The 24685-nt window shown below is 55.2% G+C and carries 25 protein-coding genes; 13 read left to right on the top strand and 12 right to left on the bottom strand.

What is annotated here, in order from left to right; genetic code table 11:
- Positions 1-242: 242 nt before the first annotated feature.
- The 3 genes from mglB to mglC all read left to right on the top strand — a co-directional run bounded on the left by mglB (position 243) and on the right by mglC (position 3867).
- Positions 243-1241 (top strand): galactose/glucose ABC transporter substrate-binding protein MglB, encoded by a 999-nt coding sequence (mglB, locus tag BFV63_RS14735; RefSeq protein WP_045337654.1) that lies wholly within the window; start codon positions 243-245, stop codon positions 1239-1241.
- A gap of 79 nt (positions 1242-1320) precedes the next feature.
- The gene (gene mglA / locus BFV63_RS14730; protein ID WP_003859320.1) at positions 1321-2841 is read left to right on the top strand and encodes a galactose/methyl galactoside ABC transporter ATP-binding protein MglA; all 1521 of its coding nucleotides are present in this window, start codon (positions 1321-1323) and stop codon (positions 2839-2841) included.
- 15 nt (positions 2842-2856) lie between these two features.
- Entirely contained in the window at positions 2857-3867 is a 1011-nt protein-coding gene (gene mglC / locus BFV63_RS14725) for a galactose/methyl galactoside ABC transporter permease MglC (protein WP_003859318.1), read from the top strand.
- A gap of 38 nt (positions 3868-3905) precedes the next feature.
- Here mglC and BFV63_RS14720 read toward each other — a convergent pair whose 3' ends face one another.
- The 6 genes from BFV63_RS14720 to BFV63_RS14695 all read right to left on the bottom strand — a co-directional run bounded on the left by BFV63_RS14720 (position 3906) and on the right by BFV63_RS14695 (position 8762).
- The gene (locus tag BFV63_RS14720; protein ID WP_003859317.1) at positions 3906-4343 is read right to left on the bottom strand and encodes a helix-turn-helix transcriptional regulator; all 438 of its coding nucleotides are present in this window, start codon (positions 4341-4343) and stop codon (positions 3906-3908) included.
- The gene (locus BFV63_RS14715; RefSeq protein WP_045331150.1) at positions 4340-5689 is read right to left on the bottom strand and encodes a type II toxin-antitoxin system HipA family toxin; all 1350 of its coding nucleotides are present in this window, start codon (positions 5687-5689) and stop codon (positions 4340-4342) included. The genes BFV63_RS14720 and BFV63_RS14715 overlap by 4 nt, the downstream gene beginning before the upstream one ends.
- 134 nt (positions 5690-5823) lie before the next feature.
- A complete protein-coding gene (sanA, locus tag BFV63_RS14710) occupies positions 5824-6534 on the bottom strand; it encodes an outer membrane permeability protein SanA (RefSeq protein ID WP_003859314.1) in 711 nt (236 codons plus the stop codon).
- Between the two features lie 127 nt (positions 6535-6661).
- On the bottom strand, positions 6662-7546 hold the full coding sequence (cdd, locus tag BFV63_RS14705; protein WP_003859312.1) for a cytidine deaminase: 885 nt from the start codon (positions 7544-7546) through the stop codon (positions 6662-6664).
- Positions 7547-7674: 128 nt separating this feature from the next.
- On the bottom strand, positions 7675-8370 hold the full coding sequence (locus tag BFV63_RS14700; RefSeq protein ID WP_048240462.1) for a CidB/LrgB family autolysis modulator: 696 nt from the start codon (positions 8368-8370) through the stop codon (positions 7675-7677).
- A complete protein-coding gene (locus BFV63_RS14695; protein WP_003859308.1) occupies positions 8367-8762 on the bottom strand; it encodes a CidA/LrgA family protein in 396 nt (131 codons plus the stop codon). The genes BFV63_RS14700 and BFV63_RS14695 overlap by 4 nt, the downstream gene beginning before the upstream one ends.
- Before the next feature lie 168 nt (positions 8763-8930).
- On the opposite strand from BFV63_RS14695, the gene dusC reads away from it, so the two are divergent.
- Positions 8931-9866: a tRNA dihydrouridine(16) synthase DusC gene (gene dusC, locus BFV63_RS14690; protein ID WP_003859306.1), complete on the top strand. Its 936-nt coding sequence runs from the start codon at positions 8931-8933 to the stop codon at positions 9864-9866.
- A gap of 44 nt (positions 9867-9910) precedes the next feature.
- Here dusC and yohP read toward each other — a convergent pair whose 3' ends face one another.
- Positions 9911-9994 (bottom strand): small membrane protein YohP, encoded by an 84-nt coding sequence (yohP, locus tag BFV63_RS23635; protein WP_015572324.1) that lies wholly within the window; start codon positions 9992-9994, stop codon positions 9911-9913.
- Positions 9995-10198: 204 nt separating this feature from the next.
- On the opposite strand from yohP, the gene mdtQ reads away from it, so the two are divergent.
- Both mdtQ and BFV63_RS14680 read left to right on the top strand, forming a co-directional pair.
- Positions 10199-11617 carry a multidrug resistance outer membrane protein MdtQ gene (mdtQ, locus tag BFV63_RS14685; protein ID WP_048240463.1) on the top strand — a complete coding sequence of 473 codons (1419 nt, stop codon included), beginning with the start codon at positions 10199-10201 and terminating at the stop codon, positions 11615-11617.
- Positions 11618-11667: 50 nt separating this feature from the next.
- The gene (locus BFV63_RS14680) at positions 11668-12432 is read left to right on the top strand and encodes an SDR family oxidoreductase (RefSeq protein WP_023324964.1); all 765 of its coding nucleotides are present in this window, start codon (positions 11668-11670) and stop codon (positions 12430-12432) included.
- A gap of 56 nt (positions 12433-12488) precedes the next feature.
- Here the strand turns inward: BFV63_RS14680 and BFV63_RS14675 are convergent, their stop codons facing one another.
- Positions 12489-13061 (bottom strand): DedA family protein, encoded by a 573-nt coding sequence (locus BFV63_RS14675; RefSeq protein WP_048240464.1) that lies wholly within the window; start codon positions 13059-13061, stop codon positions 12489-12491.
- Between the two features lie 157 nt (positions 13062-13218).
- Here BFV63_RS14675 and BFV63_RS14670 point away from each other — a divergent pair, with 157 nt between their 5' ends.
- Positions 13219-13806 (top strand): Yip1 family protein, encoded by a 588-nt coding sequence (locus tag BFV63_RS14670; RefSeq protein ID WP_003859296.1) that lies wholly within the window; start codon positions 13219-13221, stop codon positions 13804-13806.
- Between the two features lie 167 nt (positions 13807-13973).
- Positions 13974-14897: a D-alanyl-D-alanine endopeptidase gene (pbpG, locus tag BFV63_RS14665; RefSeq protein WP_003859292.1), complete on the top strand. Its 924-nt coding sequence runs from the start codon at positions 13974-13976 to the stop codon at positions 14895-14897.
- A gap of 96 nt (positions 14898-14993) precedes the next feature.
- Here pbpG and BFV63_RS14660 read toward each other — a convergent pair whose 3' ends face one another.
- Together BFV63_RS14660 and dld are read right to left on the bottom strand one after the other, a co-directional pair.
- Positions 14994-15548, bottom strand: coding sequence for a GNAT family N-acetyltransferase (locus BFV63_RS14660; RefSeq protein WP_003859289.1), 555 nt, complete (start codon positions 15546-15548; stop codon positions 14994-14996).
- Positions 15549-15650: 102 nt separating this feature from the next.
- Complete coding sequence (gene dld / locus BFV63_RS14655) at positions 15651-17408, bottom strand: D-lactate dehydrogenase (RefSeq protein ID WP_003859288.1); 1758 nt, start codon at positions 17406-17408, stop codon at positions 15651-15653.
- Between the two features lie 189 nt (positions 17409-17597).
- On the opposite strand from dld, the gene bglX reads away from it, so the two are divergent.
- The 5 genes from bglX to BFV63_RS14630 all read left to right on the top strand — a co-directional run bounded on the left by bglX (position 17598) and on the right by BFV63_RS14630 (position 23783).
- The gene (bglX, locus tag BFV63_RS14650; protein WP_023324962.1) at positions 17598-19895 is read left to right on the top strand and encodes a beta-glucosidase BglX; all 2298 of its coding nucleotides are present in this window, start codon (positions 17598-17600) and stop codon (positions 19893-19895) included.
- 136 nt (positions 19896-20031) lie between these two features.
- The gene (osmF, locus tag BFV63_RS14645) at positions 20032-20949 is read left to right on the top strand and encodes a glycine betaine ABC transporter substrate-binding protein OsmF (RefSeq protein ID WP_003859284.1); all 918 of its coding nucleotides are present in this window, start codon (positions 20032-20034) and stop codon (positions 20947-20949) included.
- A gap of 12 nt (positions 20950-20961) precedes the next feature.
- Positions 20962-22119 carry an ABC transporter permease gene (locus BFV63_RS14640; protein WP_003859282.1) on the top strand — a complete coding sequence of 386 codons (1158 nt, stop codon included), beginning with the start codon at positions 20962-20964 and terminating at the stop codon, positions 22117-22119.
- Complete coding sequence (locus BFV63_RS14635) at positions 22112-23062, top strand: ABC transporter ATP-binding protein (RefSeq protein WP_003859280.1); 951 nt, start codon at positions 22112-22114, stop codon at positions 23060-23062. The genes BFV63_RS14640 and BFV63_RS14635 overlap by 8 nt, the downstream gene beginning before the upstream one ends.
- Positions 23046-23783 (top strand): ABC transporter permease, encoded by a 738-nt coding sequence (locus tag BFV63_RS14630; RefSeq protein WP_003859277.1) that lies wholly within the window; start codon positions 23046-23048, stop codon positions 23781-23783. Before BFV63_RS14635 ends, BFV63_RS14630 begins: the two co-directional genes overlap by 17 nt.
- Here the strand turns inward: BFV63_RS14630 and BFV63_RS22705 are convergent.
- Positions 23758-23871, bottom strand: a complete 114-nt coding sequence (locus BFV63_RS22705) for a protein YohO (RefSeq protein WP_022648678.1) — start codon at positions 23869-23871, stop codon at positions 23758-23760. The two genes, BFV63_RS14630 and BFV63_RS22705, sit on opposite strands and share 26 nt — an antisense overlap.
- 69 nt (positions 23872-23940) lie before the next feature.
- Positions 23941-24681 (bottom strand): HTH-type transcriptional regulator MlrA, encoded by a 741-nt coding sequence (mlrA, locus tag BFV63_RS14625; protein WP_045350289.1) that lies wholly within the window; start codon positions 24679-24681, stop codon positions 23941-23943.
- Positions 24682-24685 lie beyond the last annotated feature (4 nt).

Below are 24685 nucleotides of genomic sequence, written 5' to 3'. Positions count from 1 at the left end.
AACAAGCCGCTGTCTATGATGTCAGCGTTTTAGGGGCTGAAACACAATGTAACGGTGATTATTCACTTTTACCGTTATCAAAATGCCTCAAACAACGAATAAAACGCATTTCTGGAGCGTTACCGAACATGGAAGCTGGACATTTTAAAAGTGAACTTCGGCGATCAGTAACGTTTTATTAACATCTGCCCGCCGACCGTTTTTCACAAGAACTACCCTGCATAAAAAAAACCGGAGATACCATGAATAAGAAGGTGTTGACTCTGTCTGCTGTCATGGCAAGCATGCTTTTTGGCGCAGCAGCACACGCAGCGGATACCCGTATTGGCGTGACTATCTATAAATACGACGATAACTTCATGTCCGTTGTGCGTAAAGCAATTGAAAAAGATGCTAAATCAGTGCCAGACGTGCAGCTGCTGATGAATGACTCCCAGAATGACCAGTCCAAACAGAACGATCAGATTGACGTTCTTCTGGCAAAAGGCGTGAAAGCGCTGGCTATTAACCTGGTTGACCCGGCTGCGGCAGGCACGGTGATCGAGAAAGCGCGCGGCCAGAACGTGCCAATTGTCTTCTTCAACAAAGAACCTTCCCGTAAAGCGCTGGACAGCTACGACAAAGCGTATTACGTGGGTACCGACTCCAAAGAGTCCGGGATTATCCAGGGCGATCTGATTGCGAAACACTGGGCGGCGAACCCAAACTGGGATCTGAACAAAGATGGTCAGATTCAGTTCGTTCTGCTGAAAGGCGAACCGGGCCATCCGGATGCTGAAGCACGTACCACCTACGTTATTAAAGAGCTGAACGACAAGGGCCTTAAAACCCAGCAGCTGGCGTTAGACACCGCAATGTGGGACACCGCTCAGGCGAAAGATAAGATGGACGCGTGGCTGTCCGGCCCTAACGCCAACAAAATTGAAGTGGTCATTGCCAACAACGATGCGATGGCAATGGGTGCGGTAGAAGCGCTGAAAGCACACAACAAATCCGCCATTCCTGTATTCGGTGTGGATGCCCTGCCAGAAGCGCTGGCGCTGGTGAAATCTGGCGCTATGGCCGGTACCGTGCTGAACGATGCTAACAACCAGGCGAAAGCCACCTTCGATCTGGCGAAAAACCTGGCCGATGGTAAAGGTGCCGCTGACGGGACTAACTGGAAAATTGACAACAAAATCGTTCGCGTTCCCTACGTGGGCGTAGACCAGTCCAACCTGGCTGAGTTTATCGGTAAATAAGTTATCTGCATTGTCTTCACTGGGCGCAATTCGTTGCGCCCTTTTATAACGCGATATGCGAGGCCAACAAGGTATAATTATGGTCAGCACAACTACTCAGTCGTCCGGTGAATACTTGTTGGAAATGACCGGTGTCAATAAGTCATTCCCCGGTGTTAAGGCGCTCGATAATGTTAATTTAAAAGTTCGTCCTCACTCTATTCATGCATTAATGGGTGAAAACGGTGCGGGTAAATCAACATTATTAAAATGCCTTTTTGGGATCTATCAAAAAGATTCTGGCAGCATTCTTTTTCAGGGAAAAGAGATCGACTTCCATTCAGCGAAAGAAGCGCTGGAGAACGGTATCTCGATGGTACACCAGGAATTAAACCTGGTCCTGCAACGTTCAGTTATGGATAATATGTGGTTGGGTCGTTATCCAACCAAAGGTGTCTTTGTCGATCAGGATAAAATGTATCGCGACACCAAAGCCATTTTTGATGAGCTGGATATTGATATCGACCCGCGCGCCCGCGTCGGGACATTATCCGTTTCCCAGATGCAGATGATCGAAATTGCCAAAGCGTTCTCCTATGATGCGAAAATTGTGATCATGGATGAACCGACATCGTCATTAACGGAAAAAGAGGTTAACCACCTTTTTACCATTATTCGTAAGCTGAAAGATCGCGGCTGTGGCATTGTCTATATCTCACATAAAATGGAAGAGATCTTCCAGCTGTGCGATGAAATCACCATCCTGCGCGACGGTCAGTGGATTGCCACCCAGCCGCTGGAAGGGCTGGACATGGACAAGATCATCGCCATGATGGTTGGCCGTTCTCTGAACCAGCGCTTCCCGGATAAAGAAAACAAGCCAGGCGAAGTGATTCTGGAGGTGCGTAACCTGACCTCGCTGCGTCAGCCGTCTATCCGCGATGTCTCTTTCGATCTGCACAAGGGGGAGATCCTTGGCATCGCAGGGCTGGTGGGCGCTAAGCGCACCGATATCGTGGAAACCCTGTTTGGTATCCGTGAGAAAGCCGAAGGCACCATTACGCTGCACGGTAAGAAGATCAACAACCACAACGCCAACGAAGCCATTAATAATGGCTTTGCGCTGGTGACGGAAGAGCGTCGTTCCACCGGTATTTACGCTTATCTGGATATTAACTTTAACTCGTTAATTTCTAATATTCGCAATTACAAAAACAAGGTCGGGCTGCTGGATAATTCCCGCATGAAGAGCGATACCCAGTGGGTGATTGACTCCATGCGCGTGAAAACGCCGGGCCACCGCACGCAAATTGGCTCACTTTCGGGAGGAAACCAGCAGAAAGTCATTATTGGTCGCTGGCTATTAACCCAGCCTGAAATTCTGATGCTGGATGAACCTACGCGCGGTATCGACGTGGGTGCAAAATTCGAGATTTATCAGCTTATCGCAGAGCTGGCGAAAAAAGATAAAGGGATCATTATTATTTCTTCCGAAATGCCGGAATTGTTAGGGATCACAGACCGTATTCTGGTTATGAGCAATGGTCTCGTTGCCGGTATTGTTGAAACCAAAACGACAACGCAAAACGAAATTTTGCGTCTTGCGTCTTTGCACCTTTAAGATCAGGGGCTCCTCATGAGTGCGTTAAATAAAAAAAGTTTTCTCACTTATCTGAAAGAAGGCGGTATTTACGTTGTTCTTTTAGTCTTGCTGGCGATTATTATTTTCCAGGACCCTACGTTCTTAAGTCTGCTGAACTTGAGTAACATTCTGACCCAGTCTTCCGTACGTATTATTATCGCGCTTGGCGTGGCGGGACTTATCGTTACCCAGGGGACTGACCTTTCGGCAGGGCGCCAGGTGGGTCTGGCGGCGGTCATTGCGGCGACCCTGTTGCAGTCGATGGAAAACGCCAACAAGGTATTCCCGGAGATGGCGACCATGCCGATTTTCGTGGTGATCCTGATCGTGTGTGCCATCGGCGCGGTAATTGGCCTGATTAACGGCATCATCATTGCTTACCTGAACGTGACGCCATTCATCACTACGCTTGGCACGATGATCATCGTTTATGGTATCAACTCCCTGTACTACGATTTCGTCGGCGCGTCTCCAATCTCTGGCTTCGACAGCGGCTTCTCGACCTTCACGCAGGGGTTTGTTGCGCTCGGCAGCTTCCGTCTCTCCTATATCACCTTCTATGCGCTGATTGCGGTGGCATTCGTCTGGATCCTGTGGAACAAAACCCGCTTCGGTAAAAACATCTTTGCTATCGGCGGTAACCCGGAAGCGGCGAAGGTCTCCGGGGTCAACGTGGCTCTGAACCTGCTGATGATTTATGCCCTGTCCGGGGTCTTCTACGCCTTCGGCGGGATGCTGGAAGCAGGCCGTATCGGCTCTGCAACCAACAACCTCGGCTTTATGTACGAACTGGATGCGATTGCGGCCTGCGTGGTTGGCGGCGTCTCCTTCAGCGGCGGCGTGGGTACCGTGCTGGGCGTGGTGACCGGTGTGATCATCTTCACCGTTATCAACTACGGCCTGACCTACATCGGTGTGAACCCGTACTGGCAGTACATTATCAAGGGTGCGATCATCATCTTCGCGGTTGCCCTGGATTCACTGAAGTACGCGCGTAAGAAATAAGCGCTGGAATGAAAGAACCCGCAGCGATGCGGGTTTTTTTATGAGAAAAGTGAAGCGATAAGCGATTTTGAAACGGGCACTAGTCCGGTTTGAAGCCCAAAGGGTTTAAAGATTTTATTTATGACGTCAGCGGAATAATTGCCTCTGTTATTTTCTACATCCGACAATGTTTTCCGGGATACGCTGACCAGCTTTGCATATTCATCCTGCTTCAGCCCTAACACCTCGACCCTGAGCCTTTTCAGCGCCTCTCCCTGTGTGATTTTCCCCAGCAAAATGTCCCGTATGGCTGCATGCAGTACAGCCTGGCGATCGAGAGTACTAATCCGCGTTAAGCCTTGTGTAACGCGTTGCCTCTTCACTACCGATGGTTTATCCGGCTCTTCCGCCTCGTCATGATGTCGCTTTTTATTTACGCTGCGTACTTGAGCTAATGTCTGTAAAAGCTCTGATTCAGCTTCATTAGGTGTTTTCATAATAAACCCCAACGGGAAAGTTTATCCGGGATGTAGCGAAAACCCATCGCGGGCATTTCCATTATCTGTTCGGGAACGCCTCGCGCCGCCAGCCTTTCCGGGAGATCAATAAGCTGAACGGCTGTTTCATGCAGAGCATCAAGTAATGTTGCGGGAGGGATCCACTCCGCCAGCGTTTGTGCGATAGTGTTGAAATTATAATCCCCCCCTGATTCGCAAGATAATGACCACTTCAGGGTTCTTGGTATCCCTTCAGGATCGGCTTTCATCGGCGCAAAGTCATATACAGGGGAGAGCATAATTTGATTTTCAGCCTTCACAAAGGCGGTATTTCGCCCATGGTTGTCACTATTTCCAAAAATAATATTTAGCAGATCGCGACGCACCCATTCTGTTACAAATCCCGGAATATCAAACTGATAACCCTGCTGCTGGACCATATGGCTGGAGGTGATTTTATTAATTAACGCGCGCAACGTTGTCTCATGATCAAGGAGGGTGCCGGGTGCCTTTTGTAATAGCGAATACACCGATTCCATACCCAGCCTGACCAGTTGGTCCTGCTCATTTCTCACTATGTCGAAACGCGGTAACCACAGAGACGGGTAATGGCTACCTTCTTCAAGGCGCATTGTTTCCACTGGGATCGTGGAAAAACCCATCGCGTTAAGCTCATGATAATAATGGAATTCAGCTCGCAGAATATTACAATCCACTTCTGTCCTGTTACCGCGTGGATATTTAACCAAATAATAGCGGTCCCGGTTATCCGGCTCGTTTTGCCAGGTATCGATCCAGATGGCATCAGTTTCACTACAGCGCAGCAAAAGTTTAGGCGCTTCACCGCCAGCACCGGTTGCACCACCCGCCGCCGCGCCTCTTTCCTGGGCATAATCCAGAAAATCGGCCGCACGATCGATGACGTCCGCAACCGTAAACGTTTTAGTGCTGGCGAATTTATTCCATTCTGGGACGGATTCCTTTATGCGCAAATTCCCCACAGGGGACATTGTGCCAAATTTCAGCAATAAGAAATTTTGCTGGCCAACGGGTAACTCACTGATGTCGAGCGCATTAATCCAGTAACGGCGGCTTGCTCCGGCGGGAATGATATCGTCGATAAATCGCAGCCAGCCCGGTTGGCCATGGTCATCAAAAAAGAGTGATACAGGGTGATTGACTGAGACTGCGTGAAAATCATCATAGTCGAGAAAATTAATCGCATACTCAGTAAGATAGTCTAACTGCGTGATATTCCAGTCATTTTTTTCACTTCCAGGATATTTGATGAGAGCGATATCCGTCCATGTTTCGTTCAGATATGCCTGTACGGTTAACGTCTCCATCTCACCTCCAAAACGCGACAATGTGTAAAATATTACTCATAGTCAGTGATATAAACAAGTATTGCTACTTATATCACTCATTAGGTATCTAAAAAGAGAGTAATGCGTTTTATATCACGCACTGTAGATCTGGATTACTTCTTCTGAATTTCCAGCAACTGCTCTGGCGTTACCGCCGGATAACCCTGCGCATCCTCCGGCACTTCGTGCATCGTTGGGATCGGCACCAGCGGACCTAAAAAGCGCGGTTCACGTTTGAACAGGTACAGGTCAGCCAGCGCGCCGAAACGGGCGCCAAACTCACGCACGCGCACGCTCAGCATATCTTTTGGCGATGGCACCGCATAACACTGCGCCTGAATGCCCATATGCAGGGCGATAAACAGCGCCCGCTCGCAGTGGAAACGCTGGGTAATGATGATGAAATCATTGGTGTCGAACACCTTGCGGGTACGCACGATGGAATCAAGCGTGCGGAATCCGGCGTAGTCGAGCACGATATCGGCCGGGTCGACGCCTGCGGCAATCAGATCTTTGCGCATCGTCACCGGCTCGTTATAGCTTTGCAGCGCGTTATCGCCGCTCAACAGCAGATAGTTCACCTTGCCGCTGTTATAGGCGTTCAGCGCGCCCTGAATACGATACCGGTAATACTGATTTATGACGCCGGTGCGGTAATACTTGGCGGTGCCAAGCACCACGCCAACCTGACGGTAGGGGAGGTCCTGTAGGTCATCAAAAATGTAGGGGGCTGTTTTCCAGCTCATCCAGCGGTCGAGACCCAGCACGATCAACAGCAGTATGCCGACCAGGACAGACAGGCTGTAAAACACGCGCTTTAACATGCAGATGGCTCGTACCGATGATGAAATTTCCCTCAGGCTACTGTACCCGCCTGGTTAGCGCAAGAAACAGCGATTCAACTGAGGGGTTTTTCGTCAGACTGGCGGGCAACTCTGCCCGCCGAACAGATTATGCCAGCAGCACGCGGTCAATGGTTGAACAGCCCAGCGCTTTCAGCGTGGCTGCGGTCGCGTCCCACTGGATCAGCGGCGCATCGGCCTTTTCAGCCAGGATTGCGCGCTGAATATCCGGGTAGTCATACCCGTTCAGGCTAAGCAGGTTCAGGGCGCCCTGAAGCGGAGGCAGCGTCGGGTTAAACGCGGCGTTCTCTGCGTAACTGCCGGTGAAGATGCGGCCGTCGCGGCACTGAAGGGCGACGCCGCTTGGAGATTTGCTGTATGGCGTGTGGCTTTTATTGGCGGCGGCAATGGCCGCTTCGCTCAGCTCATCCCCTGAGAGCGCATAACCGTGGTCCTGCTCGTCCATCAGCAGGGTTTTGATCTCAAGATCTTTCGGGCCGAAAGCATCCGGCAGGTAATCACGCAGCGTATGCGGTGCGCGTCCCGGCAGGTTGATACGCAGTTCAAGACCGCTGTTCAGCTCATTCATAAACTGGCGGCAGTGGCCGCAAGGGGTATAGTTGACGGTGATGGCGCGCAGGGCTTTTTCGCCGCGTAGCCAGGCGTGACTGATGGCGCTCTGCTCCGCATGGACGGTTTGCTGCATGGTCGCACCGAGAAACTCCATGTTTCCGCCGAAGTACCAGGTCCCGCTCACACCGCGCGCAATTGCGCCTACGTTAAAATGGGAAAGGTCAGCGCGGGCGCAGGCAGCCGCCAGGGGCAGCAGGGCGAAAGCCAGCGCGTCTTCGTCCAGCCCCGTTGCCTGTTTAAGCGTCGTGACCTGATCTGCCGTCAGCAGGGCGGGGAAATGCGCATCCGCCAGAACCGGAGCCAGGGCTGATTGCAAATTCTCTGCAAGCTGAGAGAAAGCAGCTTGAAAACGTGGATGCATGACGTTGCCTCATCAAGGTTAATGGATCGGTAGTGTACGGAGCCGTACGGCCTTTATATGTGATCCAAATCTCATTATGTGTGCAACTTATGAAATGAAAATGAAATTTGCGCGACGCATCGCAAATTTTAGCCCATTACTGCCAGAATAATCGGGAAGATAAACGGCGCGACCAGGGAAGTGATAATCCCGCAGATCACCAGCGCCAGCGAGCTGAATGCCCCTTCCTGATAATCGAGTTCCGCGCAGCGTGCGGTGCCCAGCGCGTGCGAGGCGGTACCCATCGCCAGACCGCGTGCCGCTTTGGTACGAATTTTCATGATATTCAGCAGCGTATGACCAAACACCGCGCCCAGGATACCGACGAAAATCACGCACACGGCGCTGATGGCCGGAATGCCCCCGATGCTGCCGCCCACGGCCATGGCAATCGGCGTGGTGACGGATTTAGGCAGGATAGAGGCGGCGATCTGCGGCGATGCGCCCATCATTAAGGCCACCGAGGTGCCGGTGATCATCGCAACAAGGCTCCCCACGAAGCAGATGGTTATGATGGATTTCCAGCGCGCGCGGATCTGAAGCAGTTGCTCATATAAAGGAAACGCCAGCGCCACCACGGCAGGCTGCAACAAATCGTTAAGGATCTTGCTCCCGGCGAAGTAACGCTCATAAGAAATGCCGGTGAGCAGCAGAAAAGGAATAATCACCACCATGGCGACCAGCAGCGGGTTGAGCAACGGCATTTTGAAACGCACCGCAAGCTTACGCGCAGCAAAGAACACCACCAGGGTTAACGGCAGGGACCACCAGATATTCGCCATCATTTTTTTGTTTTCTCCCCGACGACCTTACGTTCGCCATGCACAATGTGTGAACTCCAGCTGACGACCAGGAAAACCACCAGCGTACTGATGGCGCAGGAGACCACAATCGGGCCGAACTGCGCTTTAAGCACATCGTAATACTGCATAACCCCAACGCCGATAGGCACAAAAAGCAGGGCCATGTAGCGAATGAGAACGAAGCACCCTGGGTTGACCCATTTTGCGGGCAGCACCTGTAATGCCAGCAGTACAAACAGGATCAGCATGCCGATAATGCTGCCAGGTATCGTAATCGGCAGCAGCGAAGCGATAAAAATGCCGGCGTACAGGCAGGCATAAATGAGGACGAAGGCGCGAAGGTATTGCCAGATAGTATTCAGTGATTTGCTCATGGTGAAAGTCCTTGCTGAGACGTATTCATCATACAATTAAACCTGAAAATGTGCCACGGATCACATCATGAATTTTGGGCATACCAGACATTCCGGAATGGAACGCCGGGCTTTCAACATACATAGAGAGCAGCTACTATAGCGCGTCTTTTTTCACAGGTACTCAGAATGCGTGTTTTACTGGCCCCGATGGAAGGCGTGCTCGACTCTCTCGTGCGCGAGCTGCTTACCGAGGTGAACGATTACGATCTCTGCGTGACGGAGTTTCTGCGCGTGGTCGATATGTTGCTGCCAGAAAAATCATTTTATCGTCTCTGTCCGGAACTGCATCGTCAGAGCCGCACGCCGTCCGGTACGCTGGTGCGCGTCCAGCTGCTCGGCCAGTATCCTGAGTGGCTGGCTGAAAACGCCGCCCGCGCGGTAGCGCTTGGTTCGTACGGCGTCGATCTTAACTGCGGCTGTCCGTCAAAGCTGGTCAACGGCAGCGGCGGGGGGGCGACGCTACTTAAAGATCCGGAGCTGATTTATCGCGGCGCAAAGGCCATGCGTGAGGCAGTGCCATCGCATCTGCCGGTGACGGTCAAAGTCCGTCTGGGATGGGACAGCGGCGATAAGCAGTTTGAAATTGCTGACGCGGTGCAGCAGGCGGGCGCCACCGAGCTGGTGGTGCACGGGCGAACCAAAGAGGATGGTTATAAAGCCGAGCGCATTAACTGGCAGGCGATTGGCGAGATCCGCAAACGGCTTACGATTCCGGTGATTGCCAACGGCGAAATCTGGGATTACGAGAGCGCGCAGGCCTGCCTCAAAGAGACCGGCTGTAATGCCGTGATGATTGGCCGCGGTGCGCTGAACGTGCCGAACCTCAGCCGGGTGGTGAAATATAATGAACCGCGGATGCCGTGGGCGGATGTGGTGAAACTACTGCAAAAATACACGCGGCTGGAAAAGCAGGGCGATACCGGCTTGTATCACGTCGCGCGCATTAAACAGTGGCTGAGTTATTTGCGTAAAGAGTACGACGACGCGCTGGGATTATTTCAGGAGATCCGTACCCTACAGACGTCTGCGGATATTGCCCGGGTGATCCAGTCGAAGTCCTGAGCGAAGTGTGAAGAGTTTGCCCGGCGCGGAGCCGGGCAACGGAATCAGAAAATCATCTTGAATACGCCGGTTACCACCAGCAGCCCTATCAGAAATATAATCAAAATAACCCACAATAATATTTTCATTCGCCTCTCCTGCGTATGTCTGTCGAAGTAAGTGTAGCAGTCAATTCATAATTAGCATGAATACATGAAATTAACTCATTGTCTTGGGGAATAAATTTCCGGATATGAAAATGTATAACAATATGCGGATTGCCACGCGTTACTAAAAAACGGAACGTCAGTAAGCGTAAGTTGCGCCTTTATTTTTTTTGAGTTCATGGCGTAATGAAACGTTCTCTTACTTTATCTCTGAGTGCTCCTCTTGTTTTTATGCTGGCCGCCTGCGCGCCGGAACATGCCACGGTGTCACCAGTAAAAACGCAAGCCGCCGCCGCAACTGTAAATACCCAACTGCGTCATGCCGACTGGCCAAAAAGCGAATGGTGGAAAGACTTTAACGACCCCCAGCTCAACGCGCTGATCGACAAAGCGCTGGCGGATGCGCCGGATATGCAAATTGCCCGTCAGCGTATCACCCTGGCGGAAGCACAGGCGAAAGCCGCTGTCGCTGCTGAGGGTCCACAAATGGATTTTTCCGCAGATGTGGAACGGCAAAAGATGTCGGCAGAGGGGTTGATGGGGCCATTTGCACTGACCGACCCGGCAGCGGGGACCACCGGCCCCTGGTATACCAACGGCACCTTTGGTCTGACGGCGGGTTGGGATCTGGATTTATGGGGTAAAAACCGCGCCCAAATTGAGGCCCGCATCGGTAAGGTGAATGCGCAAAAAGCGGAGCTGGAGCAGACCCGCCAGCTGCTCGCCAGCAGCGTCGCGCGGCTGTACTGGGACTGGCAGACCGAGGCCGCGGTGGGTGACGTGCTCGCGCAGATCAAACGGGAGCAGGAAAATATCATCGGTGCCGATAGGGAGCTTTATCAGCACGGCATTACCTCCTCGGTGGAAGGGGTTGAAACGGATATCAGTGCCAGCAAAACCGATGAACAGCTCGCTGACGTGCACGGCAAAATGAAGGCCATTGAGGCGCGTCTGAATGCGTTGACCAATACCCCTTCAGTCACGCTCGCACGGCATGCCTTACCTGACGCAGAGGCATCGCTGCCATCAACGCTCGGTTATGAACTGCTGGCTCGGCGCCCGGATTTGCAGGAGGCGCACTGGTATATCGAAGCATCCATGAGCGAAGTCGATGCCGCCAGAGCCGCGTTCTACCCTGACATCAATTTGATGGCGTTTTTGCAGCAGGATGCATTGCACCTGAGCGACCTGTTCCGCTCATCTGCGCAGCAAATGGGCGTAACCGCGGGGCTGACGCTGCCAATTTTTGACAGCGGTCGGTTGAATGCGAACCTGGATATCGCCCAGGCGCAAAACAACCTCTCCGTGGCGAACTACAACAAGGCCGTGGTAGATGCCGTAAACCAGGTCGCCCGGACGGCCAGCGAAGTGGAAACGCTGACCGCCAAAAATCAGCACCAGCAGCAGATCGAAAAAGATGCGGCGCGCGTCGTCGCGCTGGCGCAGGCGCGCTTCAGGGCGGGGATCATTGCCGGCTCCCGGGTGAGTGAAGCAAAAATTCCGGCGCTCAAAGAGCGTATTGCCGGGTTGATGCTGAAAGGTCAGTACGTGGATGCCACGCTCCAGCTCACCTCCGCGCTGGGTGGCGGATATCATCACGGCTAACATTGCGCATTATCTATACTTACCTCTTTGCAGATTTTCAGGAGGTGAGTATGACGCGAGTCGCAATTGTTACCGCATCGGATTCAGGAATTGGCAAAACGACGGCCCTGATGCTGGCCGAGCGCGGGTTTGATATCGGGGTGACCTGGCACTCAGATGAGGAAGGGGCGCTGGCAACCTGCCGTGAAATTGAAGCGCGCGGGCAGCGTGCCGAGGCCATTCAACTCAACTTAAGCCATTTACCGGAAGGCGCAAAGGCCATTGAAACCCTGATTACGCGTTTCGGGCGGCTGGATGTGCTGGTTAACAATGCCGGGGCGATGAACAAAGCGCCATTTCTGGACCTGTCGTTTGACGACTGGCGGCACATATTCACCGTTGACGTGGACGGCGCGTTTCTCTGCTCGCAAATCGCGGCGCGTCAGATGGTGAAGCAGGGGGAAGGGGGGCGGATCGTGAACATCACCTCGGTGCATGAACATACGCCATTGCCGGACGCCAGCGCGTATACGGCGGCCAAACATGCGCTGGGCGGGTTAACCAAGTCGATGGCGCTGGAGCTGGTTAAACATAAGATTCTGGTGAACGCCGTTGCGCCCGGTGCGATCGCCACGCCGATGAATGATATGGACGACAGCGAAGTGAAAGAAGGCTCAATGCCGGAAATCCCGCTGGCACGGCCAGGGCATACCAAAGAAATTGCCAGCCTGGTGGCGTGGCTGTGTGACAGTGACGCCAGCTACACCACCGGGCAGTCGTTTATCGTTGACGGCGGTTTTATGCTGGCGAATCCGCAGTTTAAGCCGGAAGGGTAGATACCCTTCTCCCTCTCCCTGTGGGAGAGGGGCGGGGTGAGGGCAGCAGGCCGAACTCACTCTTCATCCCGCCGCTTTTCACGATGCTTCAGCCACAGCCGTACCCCAATCACCACCGCAACCACCAGGATCAACCACGCCCAGTGCTTCAGGTGCTGGTCAAGATTATGCAGCCATGGGCCAATCACTTCGCCACCCACGTAGCCAAGCGTGGTGAAAATCAGCGCCCAGGCAATCGCCCCGAGAATGTTCAGCGGCAGGAAAATTTTCGGTGGTAAACGACTCGCGCCAATCAGTATCGGCCCAATGATGCGAAAACCGTACATAAAGCGGGTACCAATCACAAACAGATAAGGATGTCGCTGGATCAGCCGCTGGGCGCGGCGAATTTTCTTTTGATGCCTGGCAAAACGTTGCAAAAGCGTCGGGCCAAAGCGCAGCCCCAGAAAATAGAGCAGCTGATCGCCAATCATACCGCCCAACGCGACGGCGGCGACCACCAGCGAGAATTTCAGCAATCCCTGGTGTGCGGCCACCCCGCCCAGCAGCGTGATAGTTTCGCCTTCCGCCACGCTGCCGATCACCAGCGCGGCGTATCCATATTGTTCAATAAGACCGTTGATATCCATTACGTAAACGTCGTCTCCCTTACTGTGCCTGCGTTAATCATATACCCCATCCATTAACCGCGCGGCAATCAACAGAAATTTCCCACTGTACATAAAATAATCTAAAGCCTGCATTATACTTAAGCTATCGCTGACGGGCCGACAACAAGGGGGCGTTATGAACCATGTCTGGGGACTTTTCTCCCATCCCGATCGTGAAATGCAGGTCATCCGTAACGAGAACGAAACGGTCGCGCATCACTATACCCACCATGTCCTGCTGATGGCAGCGGTGCCGGTGGTCTGCGCATTTATTGGTACTACGCAGATAGGCTGGAACTTTGGTGACGGCACCGTGGTTCAGCTTTCCTGGTTCACCGGACTGTACCTGGCCATTCTGTTTTATGGCCTGATGCTGGCCGGGGTGGCGGTGATGGGGCGGGTCATCCACTGGATGGCGCGCAACTATCCGCAGCGCCCGTCGCTGGCACACTGTATGGTCTTCGCCGGATACGTCGCGACCCCGCTGTTTTTAAGCGGTATTGTCGCGCTCTATCCACTGGTCTGGCTGTGCGCGCTGATCGGTACGGTTGCCCTCTTTTATACCGGTTATCTGCTGTATGTAGGGGTGCCAACCTTCCTCAATATCAATAAAGAAGAGGGCCTGAGCTTCTCCAGCTCTACGCTTGCCATCGGCGTACTGGTCCTGGAGGCGCTACTGGCCCTGACAGTTATTCTTTGGGGTTATGGATACCGTCTCTTCTAAGTTCCCTGCATTGCTGGCGTAAATGCCAGCAATGCAGCATCTGGTTATGATTCTCCGCTGGCGACAACGCACGGTGACCGCTATGATGCCGAAGCCAGCCTGTGTTTATCCGTCGACACAGGCGGTGTACGTCATAACGTGCGTGAATCATTATCAGAAGTCTCATCATGCTGAAATTTCGAGTGTCACTCCTTAGTCTTGCGCTGCTGTTGGGCGTCTCCGCTACCGCGCCAGCCATCGCCAAAACGACCGCAGTCGCCACCGCTGCTGCGCAACCCCAGATTGCGTCCGGCAGCGCGATGATCGTTGACCTGAATACCAACAAGGTGATCTACGCCAGTCATCCGGATCTGGTGCGCCCGATCGCTTCCATAACCAAAGTCATGACCGCGATGGTGGTGCTTGATGCACGACTGCCGCTGGACGAAAAGCTAAAAGTGGATATCAGCCACACGCCAGAGATGAAAGGGATCTACTCTCGCGTGCGTCTGAAAAGTGAAATCAGCCGTAAAAATATGCTGCTGTTGGCGCTGATGTCCTCAGAGAACCGCGCGGCGGCGAGCCTTGCCCACCATTATCCTGGCGGTTACGACGCGTTTATCCGCGCGATGAATGCCAAAGCCAAAGCGCTGGGGATGAAAAATACCCATTTCGTGGAGCCAACCGGTCTGTCGATCCATAACGTCTCGACGGCGCGTGATTTAACAAAGCTGCTGATCGCCAGTAAGCAATACCCGCTGATTGGTCAGCTCAGCACCACGCGTGAGGAGATGGCGACATTCTCGAACCCGGCGTATACGCTGCCGTTCCGCAACACTAACCATCTGGTGTATCGCGATAACTGGAATATTCAGTTAACCAAGACCGGATTCACCAATGCGGCAGGACACTGCCTGGTGATGCGCACCGTATTTAACGGTAAGCCAGTGGCGCTGGTGGTGATGGACGCCTTCGGCAAATATACCCACTTCGCGGATGCCAGCCGCCTGCGTACCTGGATTGAAACCGGGAAAGTGCAGCCGGTGCCGGCTTCAGCGCTGGCGTATAAAAAGCAGAAAGCGGAACAGATGGCGACGGCGCAGAACGATTAGGAAAAAGCAAAACGGTAACGCATGTTACCGTTTTTTATGTTTTCTCCCTCTCCCTGTGGGAGAGGGCCGGGGTGAGGGCACCAGACCGCACTGCGTTTATTCCGGCAGCGTCCAGTCCCCGTCGTTGAGCGGGCGCTGCATCATCACCGTGTCCCGCCAGTCGCCTTTTTTATATCCCACACTTCTGAGCTGACCCACAATTTCGAAACCGTGCTTTTTATGCAGCCGCAACGACCCGGGGTTATTTTGCCCGTCGCCGACCACGGCAATCATCTGCCGCCACGGTCCTTGTTCACAACGGGCGATCAGTGCCTGGAGTAAGGCCGAGCCAAACCCGCGGCCGGTGGTGCTGGCATCCACATAAATGGATTCTTCAAGGGTATAGCGATAAGCCTGGCGTGGACGATAAAACGTGGCGTAGCAGTAGCCGACAACAATGCCGCGATACAGCGCAACCAGCCACGGTAAACCGCTGTCGGTCACGCTCTTCATCCGCTGACGCATCTCATCGACGGTGGGGGGAACTTCCTCGAAGGACGCACGGCCATGAAGCACATGCCAGGCGTATATCGCCGAGATGGCATGCGCATCGTCAGGAAGGGCGTCGCGCACCTCGATTTCAGTTTCGGGGAAAGTTTCTACAGCCGACATGTTCTGCCCGCTCCTTGTTTGGAAAGCCAGAGAAACGTTTCTCTGGCAACAGGCAGATACTCTAGTACGTTTGAGGAGAGCTTAACAATCTCTTAAATTTGGCTATATGAGTTCATCAGAGGCTTGCGTATTGTGCTGCTCTGATTCGGCACTCTCTTTCCAGTATTTCTTCCGCGTTGTCTTACCAATGCCGGGGTTCATACTGTTTGTAGGGTCATTTTTGCGATAAAACTGTTTAAGCGTCTCCGGCGCTTTATACAGGTGTCCCACGTTGTGCTCGGCAGGATATTGCGCGCCACGCTCGTGCAGCAGCGCCAGCATCTGTTCTTTCAGCGCGTGTGCATCAACCCCTTTTTTCACGATGTAATCCTGGTGGAAGACATAGCACATAAAGTGGCCGTAATAGAGCTTATGCACCAGCTTGCTGTCGATCTCCGGCGGCAGATGTTCAAACCACTCGGTATCGTTGCGACGCAGGGCGATATCCAGCGCCAGAATATCCTCCACTTCTTCGGAATGCACCGCCTGATAACGGATAGCGGCACCCGCCGCGGCGAAACGATGCAGGAAGGCTTTGCTGCCTTCTTCCGGCGTGCAGGCAAAGAAATCCCCGTCGGCGGTTTTGAAGAATTCGGTGAGCCAGCTCTGCGCTTCGTCAATTCCGTCCCCGGCCATTTTCAGCAGCAGATGGTGCTCATACTTGTCGCGCCAGGTCTTCATCCGCTCCGGTAAATGCGCCGGGAAGACGTTGCCCAGCTTCTGCATAAAGCGGTCGGTGAAGTGCGGCTTGAAGAGCGACACTTTCTCCAGCATCGCATCGGTGCGGCCCTTCATGGTGAAGAAGAACGGCATTTTGTCGGTGCCGAGCTTGTCGATCATCAGGAAGGTATCTTTGCCGTAGCGCTCGGCGATGTCGTAAATGTCCCGGTGCATATACTCGCCCGCCACCGGCAGGTGAGTGAACTCGGCCAGAATATGACGGCGGATCTCCGTCAGCACCTCCGGCTGATTGGTGCCGATGTAAAACACCTGCTGCTTTTTCTCTGCCGGGAAGGTATCGAGGCGCACCGCAAAAACGGCCAGCTTGCCCGCGCAGCCGGAGGATTCAAACAGGCGATCCGGATCGGCGTTATAGCGCGCCGGTGTATCGGCATTGATATCGCGCACGCGGGTGATGTAATCGTGGTCATGCGCGTGACGGCCATCGTGCTGAACGTCTTCGTCCTTCACGCGGTCATCGTCAAGTTTGCTGAGGATCTGCTCTGGCGTTACGCCCAGATCGATCCCCAAATGGTTAACCAGCGTCAGCTTGCCGTTTTCATCGATACGGGCAAACAGCGACATCTCCGTGTAGGCTGGGCCGCGCTGCACCAGCGAGCCGCCGGAGTTATTGCAGATCCCGCCGATCACCGAGGCACCAATGCACGACGAGCCGATCACCGAGTGCGGTTCGCGACCCAGCGGCTTAAGCGCCTTTTCCAGCGAGTAGAGCGTGGTGCCGGGGAAGGCGAGTACCTGTTCGCCCTTGTCCAGCAGGTGCAGTTTGTCGAGGCGCAGGGTGCTGATAATCACGATGTCACGATCGTAATCGTTGCCGTTCGGCGTGGAGCCTTCAGTCAGGCCGGTGTTAGCAGCCTGCATTAAAATAATCTTGTCTGCCGCAACGCAGGCGCTGAGCACGCGCCACAGTTCGAGCAACGTACCGGGGAAGACCACCGCCAGTGCCTCGCCCTGACCGGAGCGGAAGCCCTTGCGGTAGCGGGCGGTTTTAGCCGGGTCGGTAAGCAGGTGAGAGTGACCAACCAGGCGCGACAGTTCGTTAATAAATGTAGTGTTATCGTCAGTTCGAACAGAAGACATCTTCCACTCCTTGTGGTGGGGCAAATTTCTCGCTGTAAAGCATAGCGCGATTAGCCGTTGAGCGGTCGGGTATTCATGAGAAAAATCAGAGAATAACCCTGCAAGGTTTTCAGGCTTTGTGGCACACTGCGCTTTTCGCACGGTCTGGCCGGGTGCTTCCCGCGGTTATTGATGAGAGAGAATAACAACATGAAATGGCTATGTTCTGTAGGTGTCGCCGTCAGCCTGGCGCTGCAACCTGCGCTGGCAGAGGATTTGTTTGGTAATCACCCGCTCACGCCCGAAGCCCGCGACGCCTTTGTCACGGATTTACTCAAAAAAATGACGGTCGATGAGAAAATCGGCCAGCTGCGCCTGATCAGCGTCGGCCCGGATAACCCGAAAGAAGCCATTCGCGAGATGATCAAAGACGGGCAGGTAGGAGCCATTTTTAACACCGTTACCCGCCAGGATATCCGCAAGATGCAGGATCAGGTGATGGAGCTGAGCCGCCTGAAAATCCCACTGTTCTTCGCTTATGACGTGGTGCACGGCCAGCGTACCGTCTTCCCGATCAGCCTCGGCTTAGCCTCCTCCTTTAACCTCGATGCGGTGAAAACCGTCGGGCGCGTATCGGCATATGAAGCCGCAGACGACGGCCTGAACATGACCTGGGCGCCGATGGTTGACGTCTCCCGCGATCCGCGCTGGGGCCGCGCTTCGGAGGGCTTTGGAGAAGACACGTATTTAACCGCCACGATGGGCAAAACCATGGTGGAAGCGATGCAGGGCAAAAGTCCGGCAGATCGTTACTCGGTGATGACCAGCGTCAAGCACTTCGCCGCCTACGGCGCGGTGGAGGGCGGTAAAGAGTACAACACCGTCGACATGAGCCCGCAGCGCCTGTTTAACGACTACATGCCGCCATACAAGGCAGGGCTGGACGCGGGCAGCGGGGCGGTGATGGTAGCGCTGAACTCGCTGAACGGCACGCCTGCCACCTCCGATTCGTGGCTGCTGAAAGACGTGTTGCGCGACCAGTGGGGCTTCAAGGGCATCACCGTTTCTGACCACGGCGCGATTAAAGAGCTGATCAAACACGGCACGGCGTCTGACCCGGAAGATGCGGTACGCGTGGCGCTTAAGTCCGGCATCAACATGAGCATGAGCGACGAGTACTACAGCAAATACCTGCCGGGGCTGGTGAAGAGCGGCAAGGTGACGATGGCGGAGCTGGACGATGCCGCTCGCCACGTGCTGAACGTGAAATATGACATGGGACTGTTTAACGATCCTTACAGCCATCTGGGGCCGAAGGATTCAGACCCGGCGGACACCAACGCCGAAAGCCGTCTGCACCGTAAAGAAGCCCGGGAAGTAGCTCGCGAAAGCCTGGTGCTGTTGAAAAACCGTCTCGACACGCTGCCGCTGAAAAAAACCGGCACCATTGCCGTGGTCGGTCCGCTGGCCGACAGCAAGCGCGACGTCATGGGCAGCTGGTCCGCCGCAGGCGTGGCGGATCAGTCCGTTACGGTGCTGACCGGCATTAAGAGCGCCGTGGGTGATAACGCAAAAGTGGTTTACGCCAAAGGTGCGAACGTCACCGACGATAAAGACATCGTGACCTTCCTCAACCAGTATGAGGAAGCGGTGAAGGTGGATGCGCGCACGCCGAAAGAGATGCTCGACGAAGCGGTTAAAGCCGCGAAGCAGTCCGACGTGGTGGTCGCCGTGGTGGGTGAAGCGCAGGGGATGGCGCACGAAGCCTCCAGCCGTACCGATATTACCATTCCGCAGAGCCAGCGCGATCTGATCGCGGCCCTGAAAGCCACCGGCAAGCCGCTGGTGCTGGTGCTGATGAACGGGCGCCCGCTGGCGCTGGTGAAAGAAGATCAGCAGGCTGACGCCATTCTGGAAACCTGGTTCGCCGGTACCGAAGGCGGTAACGCCATTGCCGACGTGCTGTTTGGCGATTACAACCCGTCCGGCAAGCTGCCGATGTCCTTCCCGCGCTCCGTCGGGCAGATCCCGGTTTACTACAGCCACCTGAACACCGGTCGTCCGTATAACGCCGACAAGCCGAACAAGTACACGTCCCGTTACTTCGACGAAGCTAACGGCCCGCTCTATCCGTTTGGCTATGGCCTGAGTTACACCACCTTCAAGGTGTCTGACGTCAAAATGTCGGCGCCGACCCTGAAGCGTGACGGCAAAGTGACCGCCAGCGTAGAGGTGACCAACAGCGGCAAACGCGAAGGCGCGACGGTGATCCAGATGTACGTTCAGGACGTCACGGCCTCCATGAGCCGTCCGGTGAAACAGCTGCGCGGCTTCGAAAAGGTCAACCTGAAACCGGGCGAAACCAGAACGGTCAGCTTCCCGATTGACGTAAATGCGCTGAAGTTCTGGAATCAGCAGATGAAATACGATGCTGAGCCTGGCAAATTCAACGTCTTCATCGGCGTGGATTCCGCCCGCGTGAACAAAGCCGAGTTCGAACTGCAATAATCTTACCTTTCTCCCTATCCCCCGCCTGGCGGGGGATGCCTCTCATCTTGTACGAAAAACGGTTAAATTCACTGTTTTAAGCTACGCTTTTCTCTCAAGCCTATGAAAAAGGCCACAAAATAATGAGGAAAGCAGAATGACGATGATTAAGGGGATAACAGGGTCGGCGGTGCTTCTGGCGGCGCTGAGCCTGCCGTTACAGGCCGCAGAGCCGGTTAAGGTGGGTTCCAAAATTGATACCGAGGGCGCGTTGCTCGGCAATATCATTTTGCAGGTACTCGAAAGCCACGGCGTGAAAACGGTCAATAAAGTACAGCTTGGCACCACGCCTGTCGTGCGCGGTGCCATCACTTCCGGCGAGCTGGATATCTACCCGGAATACACCGGCAACGGGGCATTCTTCTTCAAGGATGAAAACGATCCGGCCTGGAAAAATGCCAAAGCCGGGTACGAAAAAGTCAAAAAGCTGGACGCAGAAAAAAATAAGCTGGTCTGGCTAACGCCGGCACCGGCCAACAACACCTGGACCATCGCGGTGCGCAAAGATATCGCCGAGAAAGGCAAGCTCACCTCGCTTGACGATCTCAGCCGCTACCTGAAAGAGAAGGGCGAGTTTAAGCTCGCGGCCTCGGCAGAGTTTATCGAGCGCGCTGATGCCCTGCCAGCGTTTGAAAAAGCCTATGATTTCAAGCTCGATCAGGCACAGCTGCTCTCTCTGGCAGGCGGCGACACGGCAGTGACCATTAAGGCGGCGGCGCAGCAAACCTCCGGCGTCAACGCGGCGATGGCCTACGGCACAGACGGCCCGGTCGCGGCGCTTGGCCTGCAAACCCTGACCGACCCGAAAGGCGTTCAGCCTATTTACGCCCCAACCCCGGTCGTGCGCGAGGCGGTGCTGAAAGCCTACCCGGATATTGCGGAATGGCTCAAACCGGTATTTGAAAAACTGGATGCGAAAACGCTGCAACAGCTGAATGCCAGCATTGCCGTTGAGGGGCTGGATGCCAAAAAAGTGGCTGCCGACTTCCTGAAACAACAAGGACTTGTGAAGTAACGGGATAAGGCTGTGCCAATAAAATGCCATAACCGCGTCCTGCTGCTGTTGGCCTGTGTGGCCATCGCGGCGGTCGCGTTACCTTTTGTGAATGTCGCGCCAAACCGTCTGGTGTCGGGCGAACCGCGCGCGCTCTGGCAGATCTGGGCATTTACGCCGCTGCTGCTGGGCGCGGCGCTGGCGAGTACTGTTGCTTTAGCCTTCTGGCCGGGGCGAACCGCCCTGTGGCTGACGTTTTTGCTCAGCGAAGCGCTGTTTATCGTACTGTTCTGGAGCGCGGGACAGGCGGCAACGCAGATGGCCGCGGTTGAAAGCCCGCTGGCGCGCACGTCGGTTGGTAGCGGGCTGTGGCTGTGGCTGGCACTTTGTCTGCTGGTCTGTAGCGATGCCATTCGCCGTCTGACGCCGCAACCCGTCTGGCGCTGGCTGCTGAACGCGCAATTCTGGGTTATCCCTCTGCTGATCCTCTTCAGCGGCGATCTGAATCAGCTCTCGCTGTTAAAAGAGTACGTCAACCGCCAGGAGGTATTTGACAACGCGCTGGCGCAACATCTGACGATCCTGTTCGGGACGCTGATCCCGGCGCTGCTGCTGGGCGTGCCGCTGGGCATGTGGTGCTACCGACATACCAGCCGCCAGGGCGCCGTCTTTACCGTGCTCAACGTTATTCAGACCATCCCCTCCGTCGCCCTGTTTGGCCTGCTGATTGCCCCCCTCGCCGGTCTGGTGAAATCCTTCCCTGCGTTGGCTGCGGCAGGCATTGCCGGAACCGGGCTGACGCCAGCGCTGATTGCCCTTGTGCTGTATGCGCTGCTGCCGCTGGTGCGCGGCGTGGTGGCGGGGTTAAGCCAGGTTCCGCCCGACGTGCTGGAAAGCGCCCATGCGATGGGGATGAGCGCGCGCCAGTGTTTCTGGAAAATACAGCTGCCGCTTGCGCTTCCGCTGCTGGTTCGCAGCCTGCGGGTGGTGACAGTGCAAACCGTGGGGATGGCGGTGATTGCCGCGCTGATCGGGGCGGGCGGCTTTGGGGCACTGGTCTTCCAGGGGCTGCTCAGTAGCGCGCTGGATCTGGTGTTGCTGGGCGTCGTGCCCACAATTGCGCTGGCGGTCGTACTGGATGCCCTGTTTGCCCTGTGGCTCGCGCTGCTCAGGAGAAGAGCCAATGATTGAATTTCATGATGTGAGTAAAACCTTTGCGGGCCGTCCGGCGGCAAGCCACCTTAATCTGCATTTTGCCGAGGGGGCGTTCTCGGTATTGATCGGGACATCGGGGTCGGGAAAATCCACGACGCTGAAGATGATCAATCGGCTGGTGGAACACGACAGCGGGACGATTCGCTTTGCCGGAGAGGAGATCCGCAGCCTGCCGGTGCTGGAGCTGCGGCGGCGTATGGGCTACGCCATTCAGTCCATCGGCCTGTTTCCCCACTGGACGGTGGCGCAGAACATTGCCACCGTGCCACAGCTGGAAAAATGGTCCCGGGGGAAGATCAATGAGCGTGTCGACGAACTGATGGCGCTGCTGGGCCTGGACGCGTCGCTTCGTAACCGCTATCCGCACCAGCTTTCCGGCGGACAGCAGCAGCGGGTCGGGGTGGCGCGCGCGCTGGCCGCTAACCCGCAGGTACTGCTGATGGATGAGCCCTTCGGCGCACTGGATCCGGTCACCCGCGGCGCACTTCAGGCCGAGATGAGCCGCATCCACCGTATTCTCGGGCGCACCATCGTGCTGGTGACGCATGATATCGACGAAGCACTGCGGCTGGCCGATCGTCTGGTACTGATGGATCACGGCGAAGTCGTCCAGCAGGGTACGCCGCTTGAGCTGTTAACCTCGCCGGCGAATGATTTTGTGCGTGAATTTTTTGGCCGCAGCGAGCTGGGCGTCAGGCTGCTCTCGCTGCGCACCGTCAGGGACTATCTGCGTCCGCAGGATGCGCAAATCGGTGGTGAACCGCTGCACGATGGGATGAGCCTGCGCGATGCCCTGTCGGCGTTTGTCGCCCGGCAGTGTGAGGTGTTACCCGTTTCGGACGGGCAGGGGACACCATGCGGGACGATCCATTTTCGCGATCTGCTGGCGGGGGAGGTGACGCGTGAAGTGGGTCCGTGATCCGTTACTCTGGCTGACAGGGCTGTTTATCGCCTTACTCTACCTGATGCCGCACAGCGCGGCGCTGTTTAATGCGCTTATTCCCGGGCTGCCACGTCCGGTATACCAGCAGGAGAGCTTTGTTAATCTCACCCTGGCGCACTTCTGGCTGGTGGCAGTGTCAAGCGTGATTGCCATCGTCCTGGGCACAGGCGCCGGTATTGCGGTGACGCGGCCTGCGGGCAGGGAGTTCCGTCCGCTGGTGGAGACCATCGCCGCAACGGGGCAGACCTTCCCGCCGGTGGCCGTGCTGGCGATTGCCGTGCCGGCGATCGGTTTTGGGCAGGAGCCTGCCATCATTGCGCTGATTTTGTACGGCGTGTTGCCCATTCTGCAAGGGACGCTGGCAGGGATTGCGGCGGTGCCTGCATCGGTGCTGAGCGTAGCGGAAGGAATGGGGATGAGCGCCTGGCAGCGGCTGGTGAAGGTCGAACTGCCGCTGGCCGCACCGGTGATTATCGCTGGCGTGCGAACGTCCGTGATAATCAACATTGGTACGGCAACCATCGCCTCGACGGTCGGAGCCAATACGCTGGGAACGCCGATCATTATCGGGTTAAGCGGGTTTAATACGGCTTACATCATTCAGGGGGCGATTCTGGTTGCGCTGGCGGCAATTGTGGTGGATCGCCTGTTTGAACGCCTGGCCGGATACCTCAGCCAACACCGCCGCGAACAATAAATGAATAACCTGCAAGCATAACGCCACCGATACCGCTGACAGCCATCAGTGCAAAAAGGGTAATTACGGCCAGTTTCGTTGCCTTCATCATGTGCTCCTGTTGTTAACGGAACAATTATACGGTGAAGCGCAGCTGTTAATGAACCATTAAATGCCGTTACGACGCATTTGGACCCAGTGAGTAAACGGGATAACCATGTTCGCGCCACTCCGTAAGGAGCTGCTGCTGGGAAGCGGAGGGGACTTCGCCGCACCAGACCAGCAGCGTCTGTCCCTCAAACAGTTCCGGCCTGAGCTGGGCCAGGGAGTGGGCAAGCACGTCAACGCGCCAGCCCTGCTGGGTGGCAATCCAGGCTTCGAGCCACAGCCGGGTGGTATCGTGTACGTTCCAGCCGATCACCAGTGCATCTTTGCTGTTTTTATTCCGCGCTGAGGCAAGACAGACGGAAATATAGTTAATCAGCACGCCATCAAGCATGCTGAGCAGCGCCTGTAAGGTGGTTTGCTGACACTGAAGCCGACGCCGTAGGGGAATAAAAAGATGAGTGATCAGGGTTTGCGCCGGGTAGTCTCGACCCTGTTCTTTGATCCAGCCGCGCAGACGCTGCAAATTGCCGGTCTGCAACAGCCTCAGCAGCGTTTCCTGCTGCTCGCGCCAGAGATGTTGCGTATCAGGATCGTCCTGGCTCAGAAGCGATTTTACCTTGCCGACCTGTACGCCGTTGTCGATCCAGCTTTTGATCTCGCGGATCCGGTCAATATCCGCATCGTTAAACAGGCGGTGCCCGCCGTCCGTTCTTTGCGGCTTAAGCAATCCATACCGTCGCTGCCACGCCCGTAGCGTAACGGGATTGATATCACACAGGAGTGCCACTTCACCTATTGTGTAAAGCGCCATTTTC

It is taken from the genome of Enterobacter hormaechei subsp. xiangfangensis (genome assembly GCF_001729785.1).
Lineage (GTDB): Bacteria > Pseudomonadota > Gammaproteobacteria > Enterobacterales > Enterobacteriaceae > Enterobacter > Enterobacter hormaechei_C.
This window is presented reverse-complemented; position numbering and strand designations above follow the sequence as displayed.